The following is a 16,396-nucleotide window of genomic DNA, read 5'->3' on the forward strand; positions in this document are numbered from 1 at the left end:
CGAGGATAGACCATGACGCTGAAAGCTCGCGTTATCCCCTGCCTGGACGTCAAGGACGGACGCGTCGTCAAAGGCGTCAACTTCGTCGACCTGATCGACGCGGGCGACCCGGTCGAGGCGGCCAAGGCCTATGATGCCGCCGGTGCCGATGAACTCTGTTTCCTCGACATCACCGCTTCATCCGACAATCGCGACACGATCTTCGAGGTCGTGGCCCAGACCGCCGACCAGTGTTTCATGCCACTCACCGTCGGCGGCGGCGTGCGCACGATCGCCGACATCCGAAAACTGCTGCTCTGCGGCGCCGACAAGGTGGCGATCAATTCGGCGGCGGTGAACAATCCGGATTTCATCGCCGAGGCGGCCGACAAGTTCGGTGACCAGTGCATCGTCGTGTCGATCGACGCCAAGCAAAGGCGCAAGCAGGAAGCCGGCGGCGACAATCTGAGCGCCTGGGAGATCTACACCCATGGCGGCCGCACGCCGACCGGCATCGATGCGGTCGAGTTCGCCAAGAAGATGGTCGAGCGCGGCGCCGGCGAATTGCTGGTCACTTCGATGGACCGGGACGGAACCAAGATCGGATATGATCTCGAACTGACGCGAACCATTGCCGATGCCGTGCGCGTACCCGTAATCGCTTCCGGCGGCGTCGGCACCCTCGACGATCTCGTCGCCGGCATCAAGGACGGACACGCGACGGCCGTGCTCGCCGCCTCGATCTTCCACTTCGGCACCTATTCAATCGCCGAGGCCAAGCAGTATATGGCCAGCCACGGCATCGCCATGCGGCTCGACTGAGCCCCAGCGAAAGGGATCTGTAATGCGTGACTTCTCCCTCACCGACCTCGAACGGATCGTCGCCGACCGGGCTCAGGCCCGACCCGACGAATCCTGGACGGCGAAGCTCGTCGCCGGCGGCCAGTCGAAAGCTGCCAAGAAGCTCGGCGAGGAAGCAGTCGAAACGGTTATAGCTGCGATCAAGGACGATCGCGAGAACCTCGTCTATGAGAGTGCGGATCTCATCTATCACCTGATGGTCGTATTGAAAATCGCAGATATCCCGCTTAAAGCCGTTCTCGACGAGCTTGAACGGCGGACGGCCCAGACAGGCCTTAGCGAAAAGGCCAGCCGGCAGGATCCATGACCATAGCGACACGGGACTCCGAGACGCCAGAGATGCTCGACCACTTTCAGGCAAACGGCTATTCGCCCTATCTGTTCTTTACAACGGAAGAATGGTCCCAATTCCGGGCCGATACACCGCTGACGTTGACCGCCGACGAGCTGAAGCGCCTCCGATCGATCGACGACCCGATCGACCTCGACGAGGTCCGGCGCATCTATCTGTCGCTGTCGCGTCTGCTGTCCGCCCATGTGGAATCGTCGCAAATGCTGTTTCAGCAGCGCAGTCGCTTCCTGAGTACGGCAGGTGTATCAAAGACACCCTTTGTCATCGGCATTGCCGGCTCGGTGGCGGTCGGCAAGTCGACCACCGCCCGTATTCTCAAGGAACTGCTGGCACGCTGGCCGTCGAGCCCGAAGGTCGACCTCGTCACCACCGATGGATTTCTCTATCCGAACGCCCATCTGGTCGAGCACAACATCCTCAATCGCAAGGGATTTCCCGAGAGCTACGATATTGGTACGCTGCTGCGCTTTCTTTCGGCGATCAAGGCGGGCCTGCCGAACGTCAAGGCACCGGCCTATTCGCACCTCACTTATGATGTGCTTCCGAACGAATACAAGATCATCGATCGACCGGATATCTTGATCTTCGAGGGTATCAACGTACTTCAGTCACGCGATTTGCCGGCAGACGGCAAGATCGTCCCGATCGTTTCAGACTTTTTCGACTTCTCGATCTACATCGACGCGGAGGAAGACCTCATTCATCGCTGGTATGTCGATCGCTTCATGAAGCTCCGGCAGACCGCATTCCGCGATCCGAACTCCTACTTCAACCGCTATGCCACGATCAGCGAAGAGGAGGCGCTGAGGATCGCCGAGGATCTGTGGAAGAATACCAACCTCAAAAATTTGCGTGAAAACATTCTGCCGACGCGACCACGCGCCGACCTCATCCTGCGCAAGGGCGACAATCACCTGGTTGAGCAGGTCGCACTCAGAAAACTGTAGGCGATACATAGCCGGCAGTTTACTCAATATCGCACTATGTTCGCCGGATTCAGCAGAGAGATCAGGGATTGACGCGCCTGAGCGTCAGATTGATGCGCCCACCGTTTTTCAAGAGTGTGGAAGTCCCCGGATAGATCCGGTCTACACCGTGGAAACAGAGGCGCCCCGCCCCACCGATGACGAAGACGTCTCCGCTCGTGAGCTTCAACGACATGGTCGGATCCTTGCGGTTCGTTCCTCCGATGCGAAAGAGGCAGGCATTTCCCAGAGAGACCGACACGACCGGTGCATCAAATGCCTTCTCGTCGCGATCCTGATGCAGGCCCATGCGGGCACTGTCGTCGTAGAAATTGACCAGGCATGCCTCAGGGTGCCTGTCACAGCCGGAAACCCGGTTCCAGATGTTGAGCAACGACGCGGGAATGGCGGGCCATGGCTCGCCCGTGACGGGATGGGTCGGCTGATAGCGATAGCCGCGTTCCTTGTCTGTGACCCAGCCAAGCGAACCGCAATTGGTCATGCGAACCGACATTTCCTTGCCCGTGCCAGGCATGGCAGGAACGAAGAGCGGTGCCACGGCAACGATCTCGCGGATCGCTGTAACCAGTTGTTCTTGACCAACCCTATCAATGAACTCCGGATGGTAGCGGAGCCCTTCGGGCAGCGTGCGCTTGGCTTTTTCAGGCATGGGCGAACGGCGGCCATTCAGCCGCCGCCTTCATTGGAATTTCAGTCAGCGAGAGGAGGAATGCGCAGGACCTGGCCGGGATAGATCTTGTCCGGGTGAGTGAGCATGGGCTTGTTCGCTTCGAAGATCAGGGTGTGCTTAGCCCCCTTGCCCTTGCCGTAATGCGCTTCGGCAATCTTCCACAAATTGTCGCCCTTCTTGACGGTGTAGAAGACCGGCGCTTTTGCGGCAGCGGGCGTGACCGCTTCGGCCTCAGCGATTTTCAGTTCATCAGCCTCGACCTTGGAGATCCCGAGCGTGTTGCCGACGGCAATAACCGCCTTTTCGAAGGCCGACTGGTCCTTTACGGTTCCCTTCAGAACCACCTTGTCCTCAACAACCGCCACTTCCACCTTGTCGGTGCCGAGATTGTGGGAGGCGAGTTCCTTCTTGACCGCCTCGACGTCCGGGGCAGCGTCATCGTCACCGATGCCGAGTTTCTTGCCTGCGCTCTTGATGAAGTCGAAAAAACCCATGATCACTTCCTCCGGGTAGGCGTTGCTCAAGATGAGTATACGGACACTGAAAGACTAGGTTCCATTCGTAGAATAGCAAGCTAATTTAGTCTCCGGAGGGCCGGCCGCGCATCTTCTTGACTTCCGATCGCCCCGATTTTTCCTTCAGCCTGCGCTCGACCGACCCCTTGGTGGGCTTGGTCTTCTTGCGCGGCGGCGGTGGCGGGGCGGCGGCGGCGAGGATCAATTCCTTGAGACGCTCCCGCGCATCTTCCCGGTTGCGTTCCTGGCTGCGGAAGCGGTTCGCCTCGATCATCAGCACGCCCTCCTTCGAGGCGCGCCGTCCGGCAAGCTTGATCGCGTTCTCCTTCACTCTTTCCGAGAGGGAAGGCGATCCGGAAATGTTGAAGAACAACTGAACCGCGGTCGAGACCTTGTTGACATTCTGCCCGCCCGGCCCGCCGGCCAGCACGAACTGCTCGGTCAGTTCCCAGCCGGCAAGGGTGATGCGGTTGTTGATGAAAAGCGCTTCGCTGGCCATGGTCGGTCTCCGCCTGCTCTATTTCACATTCGAGCGCCGCAGAAAACAGGAAAACCCGGCGGGTGGTTCCGCCGGGTTTCGTTCCTTCATCGAAAACTGTCTTACTCAGCGGCGATATTCACGCTCGGAGCAGCAGCGCGGACCGTGTGGTCGACGTGATCCTCGAACTTGGCGAAATTGGTGATGAACATCGCCACCAGTTTCTTCGCCTGCGCATCATATTCCTTACCGTCCGACCAGGTCGAACGCGGGTCGAGGATCTTGGAGTCCACGCCGTCGACGGCAACCGGAACGGCAAAGCCGAAGCTGGGGTCGATGCGCGTTTCGGCCTTCTTCAACTCGCCGCTGAGTGCACCAGCGAGCAGCGCACGGGTCGCCTTGATCGGCATGCGATGGCCGACACCGTAGGCACCGCCGGTCCAGCCGGTATTGACCAGCCAGCAATCGACATTGTGCTTGGCGATCAGGTCGCGCAACAAGTTTCCGTACTCGGCCGGATGGCGCGGCATGAAGGGTGCGCCGAAGCAAGTCGAGAAGGTAGCTTCCGGTTCGGTCACACCCTTTTCCGTACCGGCGACCTTGGCGGTGTAGCCGGACAGAAAGTGGTACATGGCCTGTTCCGGGGTCAGGCGCGCGATCGGCGGCAGAACACCGAAGGCATCGGCGGTCAGCATGATGATCGTCTTCGGATGGCCGGTGCGGCCAGTGTCCGATGCATTCGGGATGAAGTGCAGCGGATAGGCGCAGCGGGTGTTCTCGGTGCGCGAGGCATCGTTGAAGTCCGGAACGCCAGCTTCATCGAGAACGACATTCTCGAGAACGGTGCCGAAGCGCTTGGTGGTCGCATAGATTTCCGGCTCGGCCTCGGCCGACAGGCGGATGGTCTTGGCGTAGCAGCCGCCTTCGAAGTTGAAAATGCCGTGCTCGCCCCAGCCATGCTCGTCGTCGCCGATCAGCGTGCGCTTCGGGTCGGCCGAAAGCGTGGTCTTACCGGTACCGGAAAGGCCGAAAAAGACGGCCGCATCACCCTTGGGGCCAACATTGGCCGAGCAGTGCATCGGCATGACGCCCTTGGGCGGCAGCATGTAGTTGAGTGCCGTGAAGACAGACTTCTTCATTTCACCGGCATAGGACGTACCGCCAATCAGGACGATGCCATTGGTGAAGTCGCAGGCGATGACCGTGTCGGAGCGGCAACCGTGACGGGCCGGGTCGGCACGGAAGCTCGGAAGCGTGATGATCGTAAGCTTCGGCTGGAAGTCGTGCAGCGCCGAGCGCTCGGGACGGATCAGCAGGTTGCGAATGAACAGCGAATGCCAGGCAAGTTCCGTGACGACGCGGGTCGGTAGCTCGTTTTCGGCATCGGCGCCGCCAATCAGGTCCTGGACGAACAGGTCCTTGCCGGCCGCATGAGCCAGCATATCCTTGTGCAGGATGCCGAAGTGCTCGGGAGACATCGGTTTATTGTTGTCCCACCAGATTTCGCCATCGGTGTGAACATCGCGGACAATGAATTTGTCCTTGGCCGAACGGCCGGTGTGCTGTCCCGTTACCGCGCAGAGCGCGCCATCGGCGGTCAGCACGGCCTCGTTGCGGCGAATCGCCTCTTCGTAAAGGTCGCGCTCACGGAAATTGTAGTAGACGCGAGCCGCATCACCCAAACCGATCGCTGCTACCCCTACGAGGGGATTATTTACACCAAGCTCCTCCATGAGCGCGCATCCTTATATTAGGAAAGTGACGTTGAATTTCCGGGAAACTAGTGTCCGAGTTTTCAAAACGCAATAAGCAAATCTAAAAACAATCAATAATTTCAAATATTTAATCGATTTAAATTGAAATATCGTATTTTAAATCGGTTTGCACGCAGGCCTTTTGGTTGCCGTGCATCGGGAAATGCACATCATTTCCCAGGTGCGCCCGCGGGGCCCCTTTATCTTTGCCACAATTTGTTCCACCTTTATACTCAATAAGCGCATCCCAACGTCGCCATAACCTGGGCTGGGGACATTGCCAGGAGTCGCGCTTCATGATGACGGAGACCAATAATATGCAGACGATCGCGCTCGTTGACGACGACCGCAATATTCTCACTTCCGTATCGATCGCGCTCGAAGCCGAAGGATACAAGGTCGAGACCTATACCGACGGCGCCTCTGCGCTTGACGGTTTGCTTGCGCGTCCGCCCCACCTCGCCATCTTCGACATCAAGATGCCGCGCATGGACGGCATGGAACTGCTGCGCCGACTGAGACAGAAGTCAGACGTGCCCGTGATCTTTCTGACCTCCAAGGACGAGGAGATCGACGAACTCTTCGGCCTCAAGATGGGCGCCGACGATTTCATCACCAAGCCTTTCTCCCAGCGGCTGCTGGTCGAGCGGGTTAAGGCCATCCTTCGCCGCGCGGCAAGCCGCGAGAACATTGCGGCCGGTGGCTCTGCAAAGTCCGGCGCCGAGCAGCAGGCCCGCACCCTTGAGCGCGGGCAGCTGGTGATGGACCAGGAGCGCCACACCTGCACCTGGAAGGGTGATCCGGTGACGCTCACCGTCACCGAATTCCTCATCCTGCAGTCTCTTGCGCAACGGCCCGGCGTGGTGAAAAGCCGCGACGCGCTGATGGATGCGGCCTATGACGAGCAGGTCTATGTTGACGACCGTACCATTGACAGCCACATCAAGCGCTTGCGCAAGAAATTCAAGATGGTCGACACCGACTTCGACATGATTGAAACACTCTACGGAGTGGGCTACCGCTTCCGCGAAGCAGCGTAAGCACCAAAGCCGTCGCAAACGGGCCGTTGGGGCAAAAGGGTAGAGATTGGTCAAGCACGTTTCCGATGGGGCAAACGACGAACTGGACAGCCTGACCGAACAGCGCCGTTTTCCGGTTCATCCCTTCACGCTCGTGCGCCGTATATTTGGACATGCGCTGTTTTCCAGCCTGACGCGGCGCATCGTGTTCTTCAACCTCGCCGCCCTCATCGTTCTTGTCGGCGGCATCATGTATCTCAACCAGTTCCGCGAGGGCCTGATCGATGCGCGCGTCGAGAGCCTGCTGACCCAGGGCGAGATCATTGCTGGCGCAATCTCCGCGTCCGCCTCGGTCGATACCAACTCAATCACCATCGACCCTCAGAAGCTCCTGGAACTGCAGGCGGGCCAGAGCATCACGCCGGTTCCGAACGACGAAGACCTCGAATTTCCGATCAATCCGGAACGTGTCGCTCCCGTGCTGCGCCGGCTGATCTCACCGACACGCACCCGCGCCAGGCTTTTCGACGCCGACGCAAACCTGCTGCTCGATTCGCGCCACCTTTATTCGCGCGGCCAGGTTCTGCGCTTCGACCTTCCCCCTCTTGAAGACGACACATCGAGTCTCACCGACAGGATCGCACGTATCTTCAACATGGCGCTGCAGCCATCCAACCTGCCGGTCTACAAGGAAGCGCCTGGCGGCGACGGATCTATCTATCCGGAAGTGATGAACGCGCTGACCGGCGTACGCGGCGCCGTGGTCCGGGTGACCGACCAGAGCGAGCTGATCGTTTCGGTCGCCGTTCCGGTCCAACGTTTCCGCGCCGTGCTCGGCGTACTGCTGCTCTCCACCCAGGCTGGCGACATCGATAAGATCGTTCATGCAGAACGGCTTGCCATCCTGCGCGTCTTCGGCGTTGCGGCGCTCGTGAACATCGTCGTGTCGCTCCTTTTGTCCTCCACTATCGCCAATCCCTTGCGGCGGCTCGCCGCCGCCGCCATACGGGTACGCCGCGGCGCCAAGGAACGCGAGGAGATCCCCGACTTTTCCGCACGCCAGGACGAAATCGGCAACCTTTCCGTAGCCTTGCGCGAAATGACCAACGCGCTTTACGATCGTATCGACGCGATCGAGAGCTTTGCAGCCGACGTCAGCCACGAACTGAAGAACCCCCTTACCTCGCTACGCAGCGCAGTCGAAACGCTGCCGCTCGCCAAGAACGACCAGATGCGCCAACGCCTGATGGATGTGATCCAGCATGACGTGCGCCGCCTCGACCGGTTGATCAGCGATATTTCCGATGCCTCGCGCCTCGATGCCGAACTGGCGCGCAGCGATGCCAAACCGGTCGATCTGGAAGTGCTCCTGTCCAATCTTGTCGAGGTCTCGCGACAAATCAGAAGTACTAAAAAGCCGGTGGAACTCGATTACATCATCGACCAGAAGTCGGGGGCCAAGGCGCGCTTCATCGTCCCCGGCCACGATCTCAGGCTCGGCCAGATCATCAGCAACCTGATCGAGAATGCCCGATCCTTCGTACCGGAAGTGGGTGGCAAGATCACGGTGAAGCTGTCGCGGACGCGTGGCCGCTGCCTCATCCAGATCGAGGACAATGGACCAGGCATCCAGGCCGAGGACATCGACCGGATTTTCGAGCGTTTCTACACCGACCGTCCCGAAGGCGAGAGTTTCGGCCAGAATTCCGGACTCGGCCTGTCCATCAGCCGACAGATTGCCGAGGCGCATGGCGGCACGTTGAGGGCCGAAAACATCATCGAACCTGCAAGCGGGTGCATTCTCGGTGCCCGCTTCATTCTCTCGTTGCCGGTTGAGGCAGCGTCTTGAGTGCCCGTAGCGCCAACATCCACGCAACGGCGATTGTCGTCGGCACGACCGGCCTCGTCTTCCTCGGGCCTTCGGGATCAGGAAAATCGCAACTCGCCTTCGATTGCCTCACCGAGGCGCGCCTCCATGGACATTTCGCGGCGCTGGTGGCGGACGACCAGGTGTTCGTTTCGCGCTTCGGCGCCCATCTTGTCGCTTCACGACCGGCCACGATCAGAGACCTGATCGAACTGCGCCACGGCGGCATAGCGCGCATTGGCAGCATTCCCAGGGCCGTGCTTCACTATGCCATAATACCCGTCGACCGGCTGAGCGTTGAGCGTTTGCCCCCTGGAAAAGCAAAGGCGAACCTTTTAGGTGACATGAGCCTGCCTAGGCTCCAGGTCCCGACCGACCTGCGCTTGCCTTTCTCCTTCATAAATGCCTTGATCCTGTCCTGAATTCGACCCTGCACAGCTAAGGGTGCCGCAGTTTGCGCTTGAACTTCAGATTTTCATCGCCAAGATGGCGTCCCACTGATGGACGAAGTATCTGCGGTGCGCTATCTCCGCCATCTGTGTGCAGGCAAGGGGTAATAGAAGAATGATCGGACTTGTGCTTGTCACCCATGGCAAGCTGGCTGAGGAATTTCAGCATGCAGTAGAGCATGTCGTTGGCCCACAGAATTTCATCGAGACCGTTTGCATCGGCCCTGATGACGATATGGATCAACGGCGCCAGGACATTCTGGACGCGGTCATGCGTTCCGACGACGGACACGGCGTCATCATTCTCACCGACATGTTCGGGGGCACGCCTTCCAATCTCGCCATATCCGTAATGAACACCGGCCGGATCGAAGTTATCGCCGGCGTTAACTTGCCGATGCTGATCAAGCTGGCGGGCGTGCGTGGCGAGAACAACATGGAAAAGGCGTTGGCGGACGCATCCGATGCCGGCCGCAAGTATATCAATGTCGCCAGCCGTGTCCTTAGCGGCAAGTGATCGTTTCGAAAGCTCTCCATGCCGCATTCCCGGGAACTTCTCATCATCAACAAACGCGGTCTCCATGCGCGCGCGTCGGCGAAATTCGTCCAGACGGTGAGCAGCTTCGATGCGACCGTCCATGTGACCAAGGATGGTACCACGGTCGGCGGAACTTCGATCATGGGGTTGATGATGCTGGCGGCAAGTCCGGGCTGCTCGATCGTCGTCACTGCGACGGGCGGCCAGGCCAGCGCGGTTCTCGATGCGCTGCAGGCACTGGTCGCTGACAAGTTCGGCGAGGAAATCTAACCGATACCCAGTCATATAAAGACATAAAGACTTCTTTATGTCTTCTTGCCTTTTGCTTAGATCCCTGCTAGATCCGCATCGGAAACCCGTCTTTTGCAGAGGGGTCACGCATGGTGCTTGCCTCCCGTCCAGAGCGGAGACTGGGCCTGCGCCGTCATCCTAGCCGGAGAGCTTCATGACCGCACACAACGACTACATCGTCGCAGATATTGGCCTCGCCGATTTTGGCCGCAAGGAAATTACAATCGCCGAAACGGAAATGCCCGGCCTGGTTTCCTGCCGCACCGAGTTCGGCACGAGCCAGCCTCTCAAAGGCGCTCGCATCACCGGCTCGCTGCATATGACGATCCAGACCGCCGTCTTGATCGAGACCCTGGTCGCGCTCGGCGCCGAAGTCCGCTGGGCTTCCTGCAACATTTTCTCGACCCAGGACCATGCCGCCGCCGCCATCGCCGCCGCGGGCATTCCGGTCTATGCGATCAAGGGCGAGTCGCTCGAGGACTACTGGACCTATACCGACCAGATATTCCAGTGGCGCGACGGCGGTCTGTCGAACATGATCCTCGACGATGGCGGCGACGCCACCATGTACATTCTGCTCGGCGCACGCGCTGAGGCGGGGGAGGATGTGCTTTCCAATCCGGGTTCGGAGGAAGAAGAGATCCTCTTCGCCCAGATTAAGAAGCGCCTCCAGGCATCGCCGGGCTGGTTCACCAAGCAGCGCGACGCGATCCGCGGCGTGACGGAAGAAACCACCACCGGTGTGCATCGCCTCTACGAGTTGAGCAAGAAGGGTCTCCTCCCCTTCCCCGCCATCAACGTCAACGATTCAGTCACCAAGTCGAAGTTCGACAACAAGTATGGCTGCAAGGAGTCGCTGGTCGATGGCATTCGCCGCGGCACGGACGTGATGATGGCCGGCAAGGTCGCCGTGGTCTGCGGTTACGGCGATGTCGGCAAGGGTTCGGCAGCATCGCTGCGCGGCGCCGGCGCTCGCGTCAAGGTGACGGAAGTCGACCCGATTTGCGCTCTTCAGGCAGCAATGGACGGTTTCGAAGTCGTGACGTTGGAAGATGTCGTCTCTTCAGCCGACATCTTCATCACCACGACCGGCAACAAGGATGTCATCCGCATCGAGCATATGCGCGAGATGAAGGATATGGCGATCGTCGGCAATATCGGCCACTTCGATAACGAGATCCAGGTCGCGGCCCTGCGCAACTTCAAGTGGACAAACGTCAAGCCGCAGGTGGACATGATCGAGTTTCCCAAAGGCAACCGCATGATCCTGTTGTCGGAAGGCCGGCTGCTCAATCTCGGCAACGCCACCGGACACCCGTCCTTCGTCATGTCGGCCTCGTTCACCAACCAGGTTCTCGCTCAGATTGAGCTCTACACGAAGCCGGGAGAATACCAGAATCAGGTCTACGTGCTGCCGAAGCACCTCGACGAGAAGGTCGCTCGCCTGCATCTCGAAAAGCTCGGCGTCAAGCTGACCGAGCTGTCGGAAGAACAGGCAGCCTATATCGGCGTAACGACACAGGGCCCGTTCAAGGCAGATCACTACAGGTATTGATAATCTCCTGAATAACCACAAAATCTAGTAGCCGCAGCCTTGACAAAAGCTGCGGCTTCTTTTTTGGACCTGACCCTTCCCGCAGATTCCCTTAGGCAGTATTGTTCTAGGACTTGATTCGTGGCGCGCCCATCAGGTGCGTCGGCGAAATGGGATGTCTTGTCGACGATGCGGCACATAGGACGGAGACAGACCGAATATGTCGGTAAAAAAGAGCGGTCCGAGCGATCGGCATACGGCAGCGGGTATTGATCCCCGGGCTTCGCATCCGGGCCAGGAACAGCGTGGAAGAAGCGCCTCAACCGGTGAAAAGCCTCGTTCGCGCTCCGGGCGTGGCCTCATGCCCCGCTTCTGGACCGCCTGCATGGGCGGAACGATCCTTGCGGGGCTTTTCGGTCCGAGCCTAGCGCAGACGAGGGCGGGCATGCCGCCGGTTGAAAAGCTCTTCACTTCGGTCGAAATGGTCGGCTATGCCCTCGTGCTCGGCATTCTCTCGGCCGCAATGCTTTCCGCCGGCTGGCTGATCCGCCAACGCGGCCGGCTCGAGGCCGAAGGCGCCGAGATGCGCTCGGCACTTTCCGATGCCAGCCAGCGTATTTCCCGCTACGAGGCTCTCATCGCCGACAAGAACCGCCGGATCGTCATCTGGGACGGACAGAACGGCAAGCCCGAATTTCTCGGCCAGTTGCCGTCCGAAACCGGGGCGCCTCAGACCGACAGCGAGTTTCTCGCCTTCGGACGCTGGCTGAAGCCGGCCTCGGCGGGCGAGTTGGAAAGAGCGATCGAGGCCTTGCGCCACAGGGCCGAGAGTTTCGACGTCGTTGCAGAGACACATCGCGGTGAAGTCATAGAGGTGCAGGGACGCCTCTCGGGAGGGCGGGCCTTCGCCCGATTCGTTGCCCTCAACAATCTGCGCGCCGAACTCGCCGAACTGAAGATCGAACGCAACCGCCTGAGAAACTCCATCGCGACATTCGAATCGCTGCTCGATGCGATCGAGCAGCCGGTCTGGCGGCGCGATGCGGAAGGTCGCCTGACCTGGGTCAACCACGCTTATGGCGAAGCGGTCGAAGCCGGCTCGCCCGATCAGGCCGTACGCGAAAACCGCGAGATCCTGTCCACCCTGACGCGTGAAAAGATCAAGGCAAGTGCGACGCCGGAATCACCGTTCCACGACGTTGTTTCCACCGCAGTCCGCGGCAAGCGGACCTTCTTCGATGTCGTCGATATCCGCGAGTCGTCCGGCTCGTGTGGAATGGCCATCGACGTCAGCGGCGAGGAAGCGCTGCGCGAGGAGCTGGCGCGGACGCTAAAGAGCCATGCCGAGACGCTCGAGCATCTCGAAACGCCCGTTGCCATCTTCGATGGCGAGCGGCGGCTGCAGTTCTTCAACCAGCCGTTCCAGAAGCTCTGGGACCTCGAACCGCGGTTCCTCGAATCACACCCCGATCATAGCGAACTGCTGGATCGGCTGCGCTCGGCGCGCAAGCTGCCGGAACAACTGAGCTGGAAGGCGTGGAAGGAGAACACACTTTCGGTCTATCGCTCGCTCGAGACCCAGACCGATCTGTGGCACCTGCCCAACGGCCAGACGCTGCGCATCATCGCCTCGGCCCATCCGCAGGGCGGCGCGACCTGGGTGTTCGAGAACGTCACAGCGCAGTTCGACCTGGAAAGCCGCTACAATACACTGCTCAGGGTCCGCGGCGAAACGATCGACCACCTGTCCGAGGGTGTAGCCGTGTTCGGTCCCGATGGTCGCATCGAGCTTCTCCAATCCCGCTTTCCGCGCGCTCTGGGGAATCACCGAAGCCGACTCGAAGCAGGGCACCCACATCAAGGCGATCGAAGCCGCCTGTGCACCATCCTATGATGGCGCCGACGGCTGGAAGGCCTTCGCCAAGATGATCACCAGCTTCGAGGACGAACGGCCTTCAAGCCAGGGTACGCTGGAACTCTATTCCCGCCTGGTGCTCGACTACGCGGTGACGCCGCTGCCGAACGCCCAGACCATGCTGACCTTCGTCAACAAGACCGACAGCGTTCTGGCCGAGCGGGCTCTGAAGGAAAAGAACGAGGCCCTGCGCAAGGCCGACGAGCTGAAGAACGACTTCGTCCAGCACGTCTCCTACGAATTGCGCTCCCCGCTCACCAACATCATCGGCTTCACCGACCTTTTGAAAACGCCGGCGATCGGGCCGCTCAACGACCGCCAATCGGAGTATATCGACCACATCTCCACCTCGTCATCGGTACTGCTGACCATTGTAAACGACATCCTCGATCTCGCCACTGTCGATGCCGGGATCATGCGGCTAGACTATGCGGACATTGATCTCAACGAGTTGCTCGACGATATCTCGATGCAGATGACCGATCGCCTGCAGGAGAGCAATGTCTCGCTCGAGATCGCGGCCTCCGCCCATCTCGGCCACATCGTCGCCGATCAGCAACGGCTAAAGCAGATCCTCATCAAGATCCTCACCAACGCGGTTAATTTCGCACCGGAAGGCTCTTCGATCGAACTCAAGTGCTGGCGCGAGGGGCCTGACTTCGTCTTCACCGTCCATGATAGCGGATGCGGTATGTCGAAAGAAATGCTGGCGACCGTGTTCAACCGCTTCTCGACCAATGCCAAGTCCGGCAAGCGCAGCGGCGCGGGTCTCGGTCTCTCCATCGTCGAGAGCTTCGTCAACCTGCACAACGGCCAAGTGTCGATCGATAGTGAGCCCGGTCGCGGCACGACGGTTTCCTGCCGCATTCCCTCCGCGATCGTCGAGCCGCAAGCCATCGCCGCCGCCGAATGACCGACACACCATCGAGCGTTTCGCTGCACCTTGCCACAGAGGCCGATACTATTCGCCTGGGCGAGGAACTGGCCCTGGTGGTGAAACCTGGCGATTGCGTGGCACTCTGGGGCAATCTGGGTGCCGGCAAGTCGACACTGGCGCGCGCACTGCTGAGGGCGATGGCCGATGACGACTATCTCGAAGTTCCGAGCCCGACATTCACACTGGTCCAGAACTACGACCTACGCTTCCCTGTAGCGCATTTCGATCTCTATCGTCTGTCGGATCCGGCCGAACTCGAGGAGATCGGCTTTGCCGATGCGCTCGACAACGGCGTCTGCCTCGTCGAGTGGCCTGACAAGGCCGGTACGAGCCTGCCCGAGGCCCGCATGGATATCACCTTTGGTTTCGACCCTGCCGGCGGGCGTCAGATCACGATCCAGGCGACACCCACCCAGCTTGCACGCATAAAGCGCGTGCTTGCGATCCGGCGGTTCCTGGACGCGCATGGATATGCTGACGCGCGGCGACGTCACCTGACCGGGGATGCCTCGACCCGCGCCTATGAATACATCTATCCGGTGGACGGAAGCGCCCGGCGCATCCTCATGGATTCTCCGCGCCAGCCCGACGGGCCACCGATCCGCGACGGCAAACCCTATTCGCAGATCGTCCATCTCGCAGAAGACGTCTATCCCTTTGTCGCCATCGACCTTGCCTTGCGCGAACGGGGATTTGCCGCGCCGCAAATTTACGAGAGCGATTGCGAGTCGGGCTTGCTGCTAATCGAGGATCTCGGCCCGGACACCCTACTCGACGGTGACGGCAAGCCGATTGAGGAACGATATCGCGAGGCCGTTGCCTGTCTGGCCGCGCTGCATGCCGTCGCATTCGACCGCGACATTCGGCTTCCAACTGGCGGCGTGCATCACGTGCCGGATTATGATCGCACGGCGATGAAAATGGAAGCCGAGCTGCTGATCGACTGGCACCTGCCGTGGAAGCGCAACGGCACCCCGGCGACGGATGCCGAACGCGCTGAATTTCTGGCGATATGGGACGGTCTGATCGATCAGCTCGCCACCGCCGAGAAGACGCTCGTGCTGCGCGACTTCCACTCACCGAACATCATCTGGCGCGGCGAGCAGCAGGGCATCCAGCGGATTGGCCTCATCGATTTCCAGGACGCAATGATCGGCCCCTCGGCCTATGACCTCGTGTCGATCGTGCAGGACGCCCGCGTCACTGTCGAGCGCGACATCGTCGATCAGCTGATGGCCGACTATCTGGCACTGCGCCGCAGGGAACCCACCTTCGACGAAGCGAACTTTCTCAAGGCCTGGGCCATCATGTCGGCGCAGCGCGCCTGCAAGCTCAACGGGCTCTGGGTCCGGCTGATGAAACGCGACCACAAGCCGGGCTACATGAAGCACATGGACCGCACGCTCTGGCACCTTTCGGTCGCCTTCGAGCATGAGGCTCTCACCCCCTTGCGCGACTGGTGTACAAGGGTTGGAATCGGTAAGACCGAATCACGTCCGCAGGCACGATGAAGATCACCAACGCGATGGTACTCGCAGCCGGGCTCGGCACCCGGATGCGGCCGATTACCAATCGAATGCCGAAGCCGCTGGTCCCCATCGCCGGCAAGCCGATGATCGACTATGTGCTCGACACGCTCGCCGAGGCCGGAGTCGAGCGTGCGGTGGTCAATGTCCATCACTTCGCCGAACAGATGGAAGCCCATCTCGCGGGCTATCGCGGCCTGGAGATCCTCATTTCGGACGAGCGCGCCCAGCTGATGAATTCCGGCGGCGGGCTGGTCAAGGGACTTAAACTGCTCGATCGCACCCCCGCCTTCGTGATGAACGCCGACCTGTTCTGGATCGGCGACGATCGGGCGGAAAAGTCCAATCTTGCACTCCTCGGCGATTTCTTCGAGCCGGCACATATGGACATGGCGCTCCTCTGCGTACCGCTAGAGAGGACCACAGGCCACAATGGCAAAAAGGACTTCTCGCTCGGCGCCGATGGAAGGCTCAAGCGTTACGAGGATGGCGATCCCAATCCGGTGGTCTATGCCGGCGCGATCACGCTCATGCCGGAATTGTTTGACGATGCACCGGACGACGCCTTCAACCTCAATATCTATTTCGATCGGGCCATCGCCAGTGGCCGGCTCTACGGCGTTGTGATGACGGGCCAGTGGCTGACGGTCGGCACGCCGGAGGCAATCGGCGAGGCGGAGGAGACCATCCGGCGATTCGGCCACTCCGGCGACGGAGCCTGAGCG

The 16,396-nt window shown here is 60.1% G+C and carries 15 protein-coding genes and 1 pseudogene; 12 read left to right on the forward strand and 4 right to left on the reverse strand.

Annotation, left to right across the window (positions count from 1 at the left end; all coding sequences use genetic code 11):
- Window positions 1-12 precede the first annotated feature (12 nt).
- The 3 genes from hisF to coaA are packed head-to-tail and all read left to right on the forward strand — an operon-like array spanning window position 13 to window position 2,139.
- Window positions 13-801, forward strand: coding sequence for an imidazole glycerol phosphate synthase subunit HisF (hisF, locus tag ACWPVA_RS17045; protein ID WP_454288803.1), 789 nt, complete (start codon window positions 13-15; stop codon window positions 799-801).
- 22 nt (window positions 802-823) lie between these two features.
- The gene (locus ACWPVA_RS17050; protein ID WP_454288804.1) at window positions 824-1,147 is read left to right on the forward strand and encodes a phosphoribosyl-ATP diphosphatase; all 324 of its coding nucleotides are present in this window, start codon (window positions 824-826) and stop codon (window positions 1,145-1,147) included.
- Entirely contained in the window at window positions 1,144-2,139 is a 996-nt protein-coding gene (coaA, locus tag ACWPVA_RS17055; protein ID WP_454288805.1) for a type I pantothenate kinase, read from the forward strand. Before ACWPVA_RS17050 ends, coaA begins: the two co-directional genes overlap by 4 nt.
- 61 nt (window positions 2,140-2,200) lie before the next feature.
- Here the strand turns inward: coaA and ACWPVA_RS17060 are convergent, their stop codons facing one another.
- The 4 genes from ACWPVA_RS17060 to ACWPVA_RS17075 all read right to left on the reverse strand — a co-directional run bounded on the left by ACWPVA_RS17060 (window position 2,201) and on the right by ACWPVA_RS17075 (window position 5,574).
- A complete protein-coding gene (locus ACWPVA_RS17060) occupies window positions 2,201-2,827 on the reverse strand; it encodes an alpha-ketoglutarate-dependent dioxygenase AlkB family protein (RefSeq protein WP_454288806.1) in 627 nt (208 codons plus the stop codon).
- 41 nt (window positions 2,828-2,868) lie between these two features.
- Window positions 2,869-3,342: a peptidoglycan-binding protein LysM gene (gene lysM, locus ACWPVA_RS17065; RefSeq protein ID WP_454288807.1), complete on the reverse strand. Its 474-nt coding sequence runs from the start codon at window positions 3,340-3,342 to the stop codon at window positions 2,869-2,871.
- A gap of 85 nt (window positions 3,343-3,427) precedes the next feature.
- On the reverse strand, window positions 3,428-3,862 hold the full coding sequence (arfB, locus tag ACWPVA_RS17070) for an alternative ribosome rescue aminoacyl-tRNA hydrolase ArfB (RefSeq protein ID WP_454288808.1): 435 nt from the start codon (window positions 3,860-3,862) through the stop codon (window positions 3,428-3,430).
- Between the two features lie 101 nt (window positions 3,863-3,963).
- Window positions 3,964-5,574, reverse strand: a complete 1,611-nt coding sequence (locus ACWPVA_RS17075; RefSeq protein ID WP_454288809.1) for a phosphoenolpyruvate carboxykinase — start codon at window positions 5,572-5,574, stop codon at window positions 3,964-3,966.
- 338 nt (window positions 5,575-5,912) lie between these two features.
- Here ACWPVA_RS17075 and ACWPVA_RS17080 point away from each other — a divergent pair, with 338 nt between their 5' ends.
- The 9 genes and pseudogenes from ACWPVA_RS17080 (at window position 5,913) to ACWPVA_RS17120 (ending at window position 16,393) form a co-directional block, all read left to right on the forward strand.
- Complete coding sequence (locus tag ACWPVA_RS17080; protein WP_454289628.1) at window positions 5,913-6,635, forward strand: response regulator transcription factor; 723 nt, start codon at window positions 5,913-5,915, stop codon at window positions 6,633-6,635.
- A gap of 82 nt (window positions 6,636-6,717) precedes the next feature.
- Window positions 6,718-8,463: a stimulus-sensing domain-containing protein gene (locus ACWPVA_RS17085; protein ID WP_454289629.1), complete on the forward strand. Its 1,746-nt coding sequence runs from the start codon at window positions 6,718-6,720 to the stop codon at window positions 8,461-8,463.
- Window positions 8,460-8,903 (forward strand): HPr kinase/phosphorylase, encoded by a 444-nt coding sequence (locus ACWPVA_RS17090; RefSeq protein WP_454288810.1) that lies wholly within the window; start codon window positions 8,460-8,462, stop codon window positions 8,901-8,903. Before ACWPVA_RS17085 ends, ACWPVA_RS17090 begins: the two co-directional genes overlap by 4 nt.
- Before the next feature lie 142 nt (window positions 8,904-9,045).
- Window positions 9,046-9,447 (forward strand): PTS sugar transporter subunit IIA, encoded by a 402-nt coding sequence (locus tag ACWPVA_RS17095; protein ID WP_454288811.1) that lies wholly within the window; start codon window positions 9,046-9,048, stop codon window positions 9,445-9,447.
- 18 nt (window positions 9,448-9,465) lie between these two features.
- Window positions 9,466-9,738: an HPr family phosphocarrier protein gene (locus ACWPVA_RS17100; RefSeq protein ID WP_454288812.1), complete on the forward strand. Its 273-nt coding sequence runs from the start codon at window positions 9,466-9,468 to the stop codon at window positions 9,736-9,738.
- Between the two features lie 175 nt (window positions 9,739-9,913).
- Entirely contained in the window at window positions 9,914-11,314 is a 1,401-nt protein-coding gene (gene ahcY, locus ACWPVA_RS17105; RefSeq protein ID WP_454288813.1) for an adenosylhomocysteinase, read from the forward strand.
- A gap of 340 nt (window positions 11,315-11,654) precedes the next feature.
- Window positions 11,655-14,121 (forward strand): annotated as a pseudogene (locus tag ACWPVA_RS17110) (ATP-binding protein).
- Window positions 14,118-15,656: a tRNA (adenosine(37)-N6)-threonylcarbamoyltransferase complex ATPase subunit type 1 TsaE gene (gene tsaE / locus ACWPVA_RS17115; RefSeq protein WP_454288814.1), complete on the forward strand. Its 1,539-nt coding sequence runs from the start codon at window positions 14,118-14,120 to the stop codon at window positions 15,654-15,656. Before ACWPVA_RS17110 ends, tsaE begins: the two are co-directional and overlap by 4 nt.
- Window positions 15,653-16,393, forward strand: a complete 741-nt coding sequence (locus ACWPVA_RS17120) for a nucleotidyltransferase family protein (protein WP_454288815.1) — start codon at window positions 15,653-15,655, stop codon at window positions 16,391-16,393. The genes tsaE and ACWPVA_RS17120 overlap by 4 nt, the downstream gene beginning before the upstream one ends.
- The last annotated feature ends 3 nt before the right edge of the window (window positions 16,394-16,396 follow it).

The organism is Rhizobium arsenicireducens, from assembly GCF_964021225.1.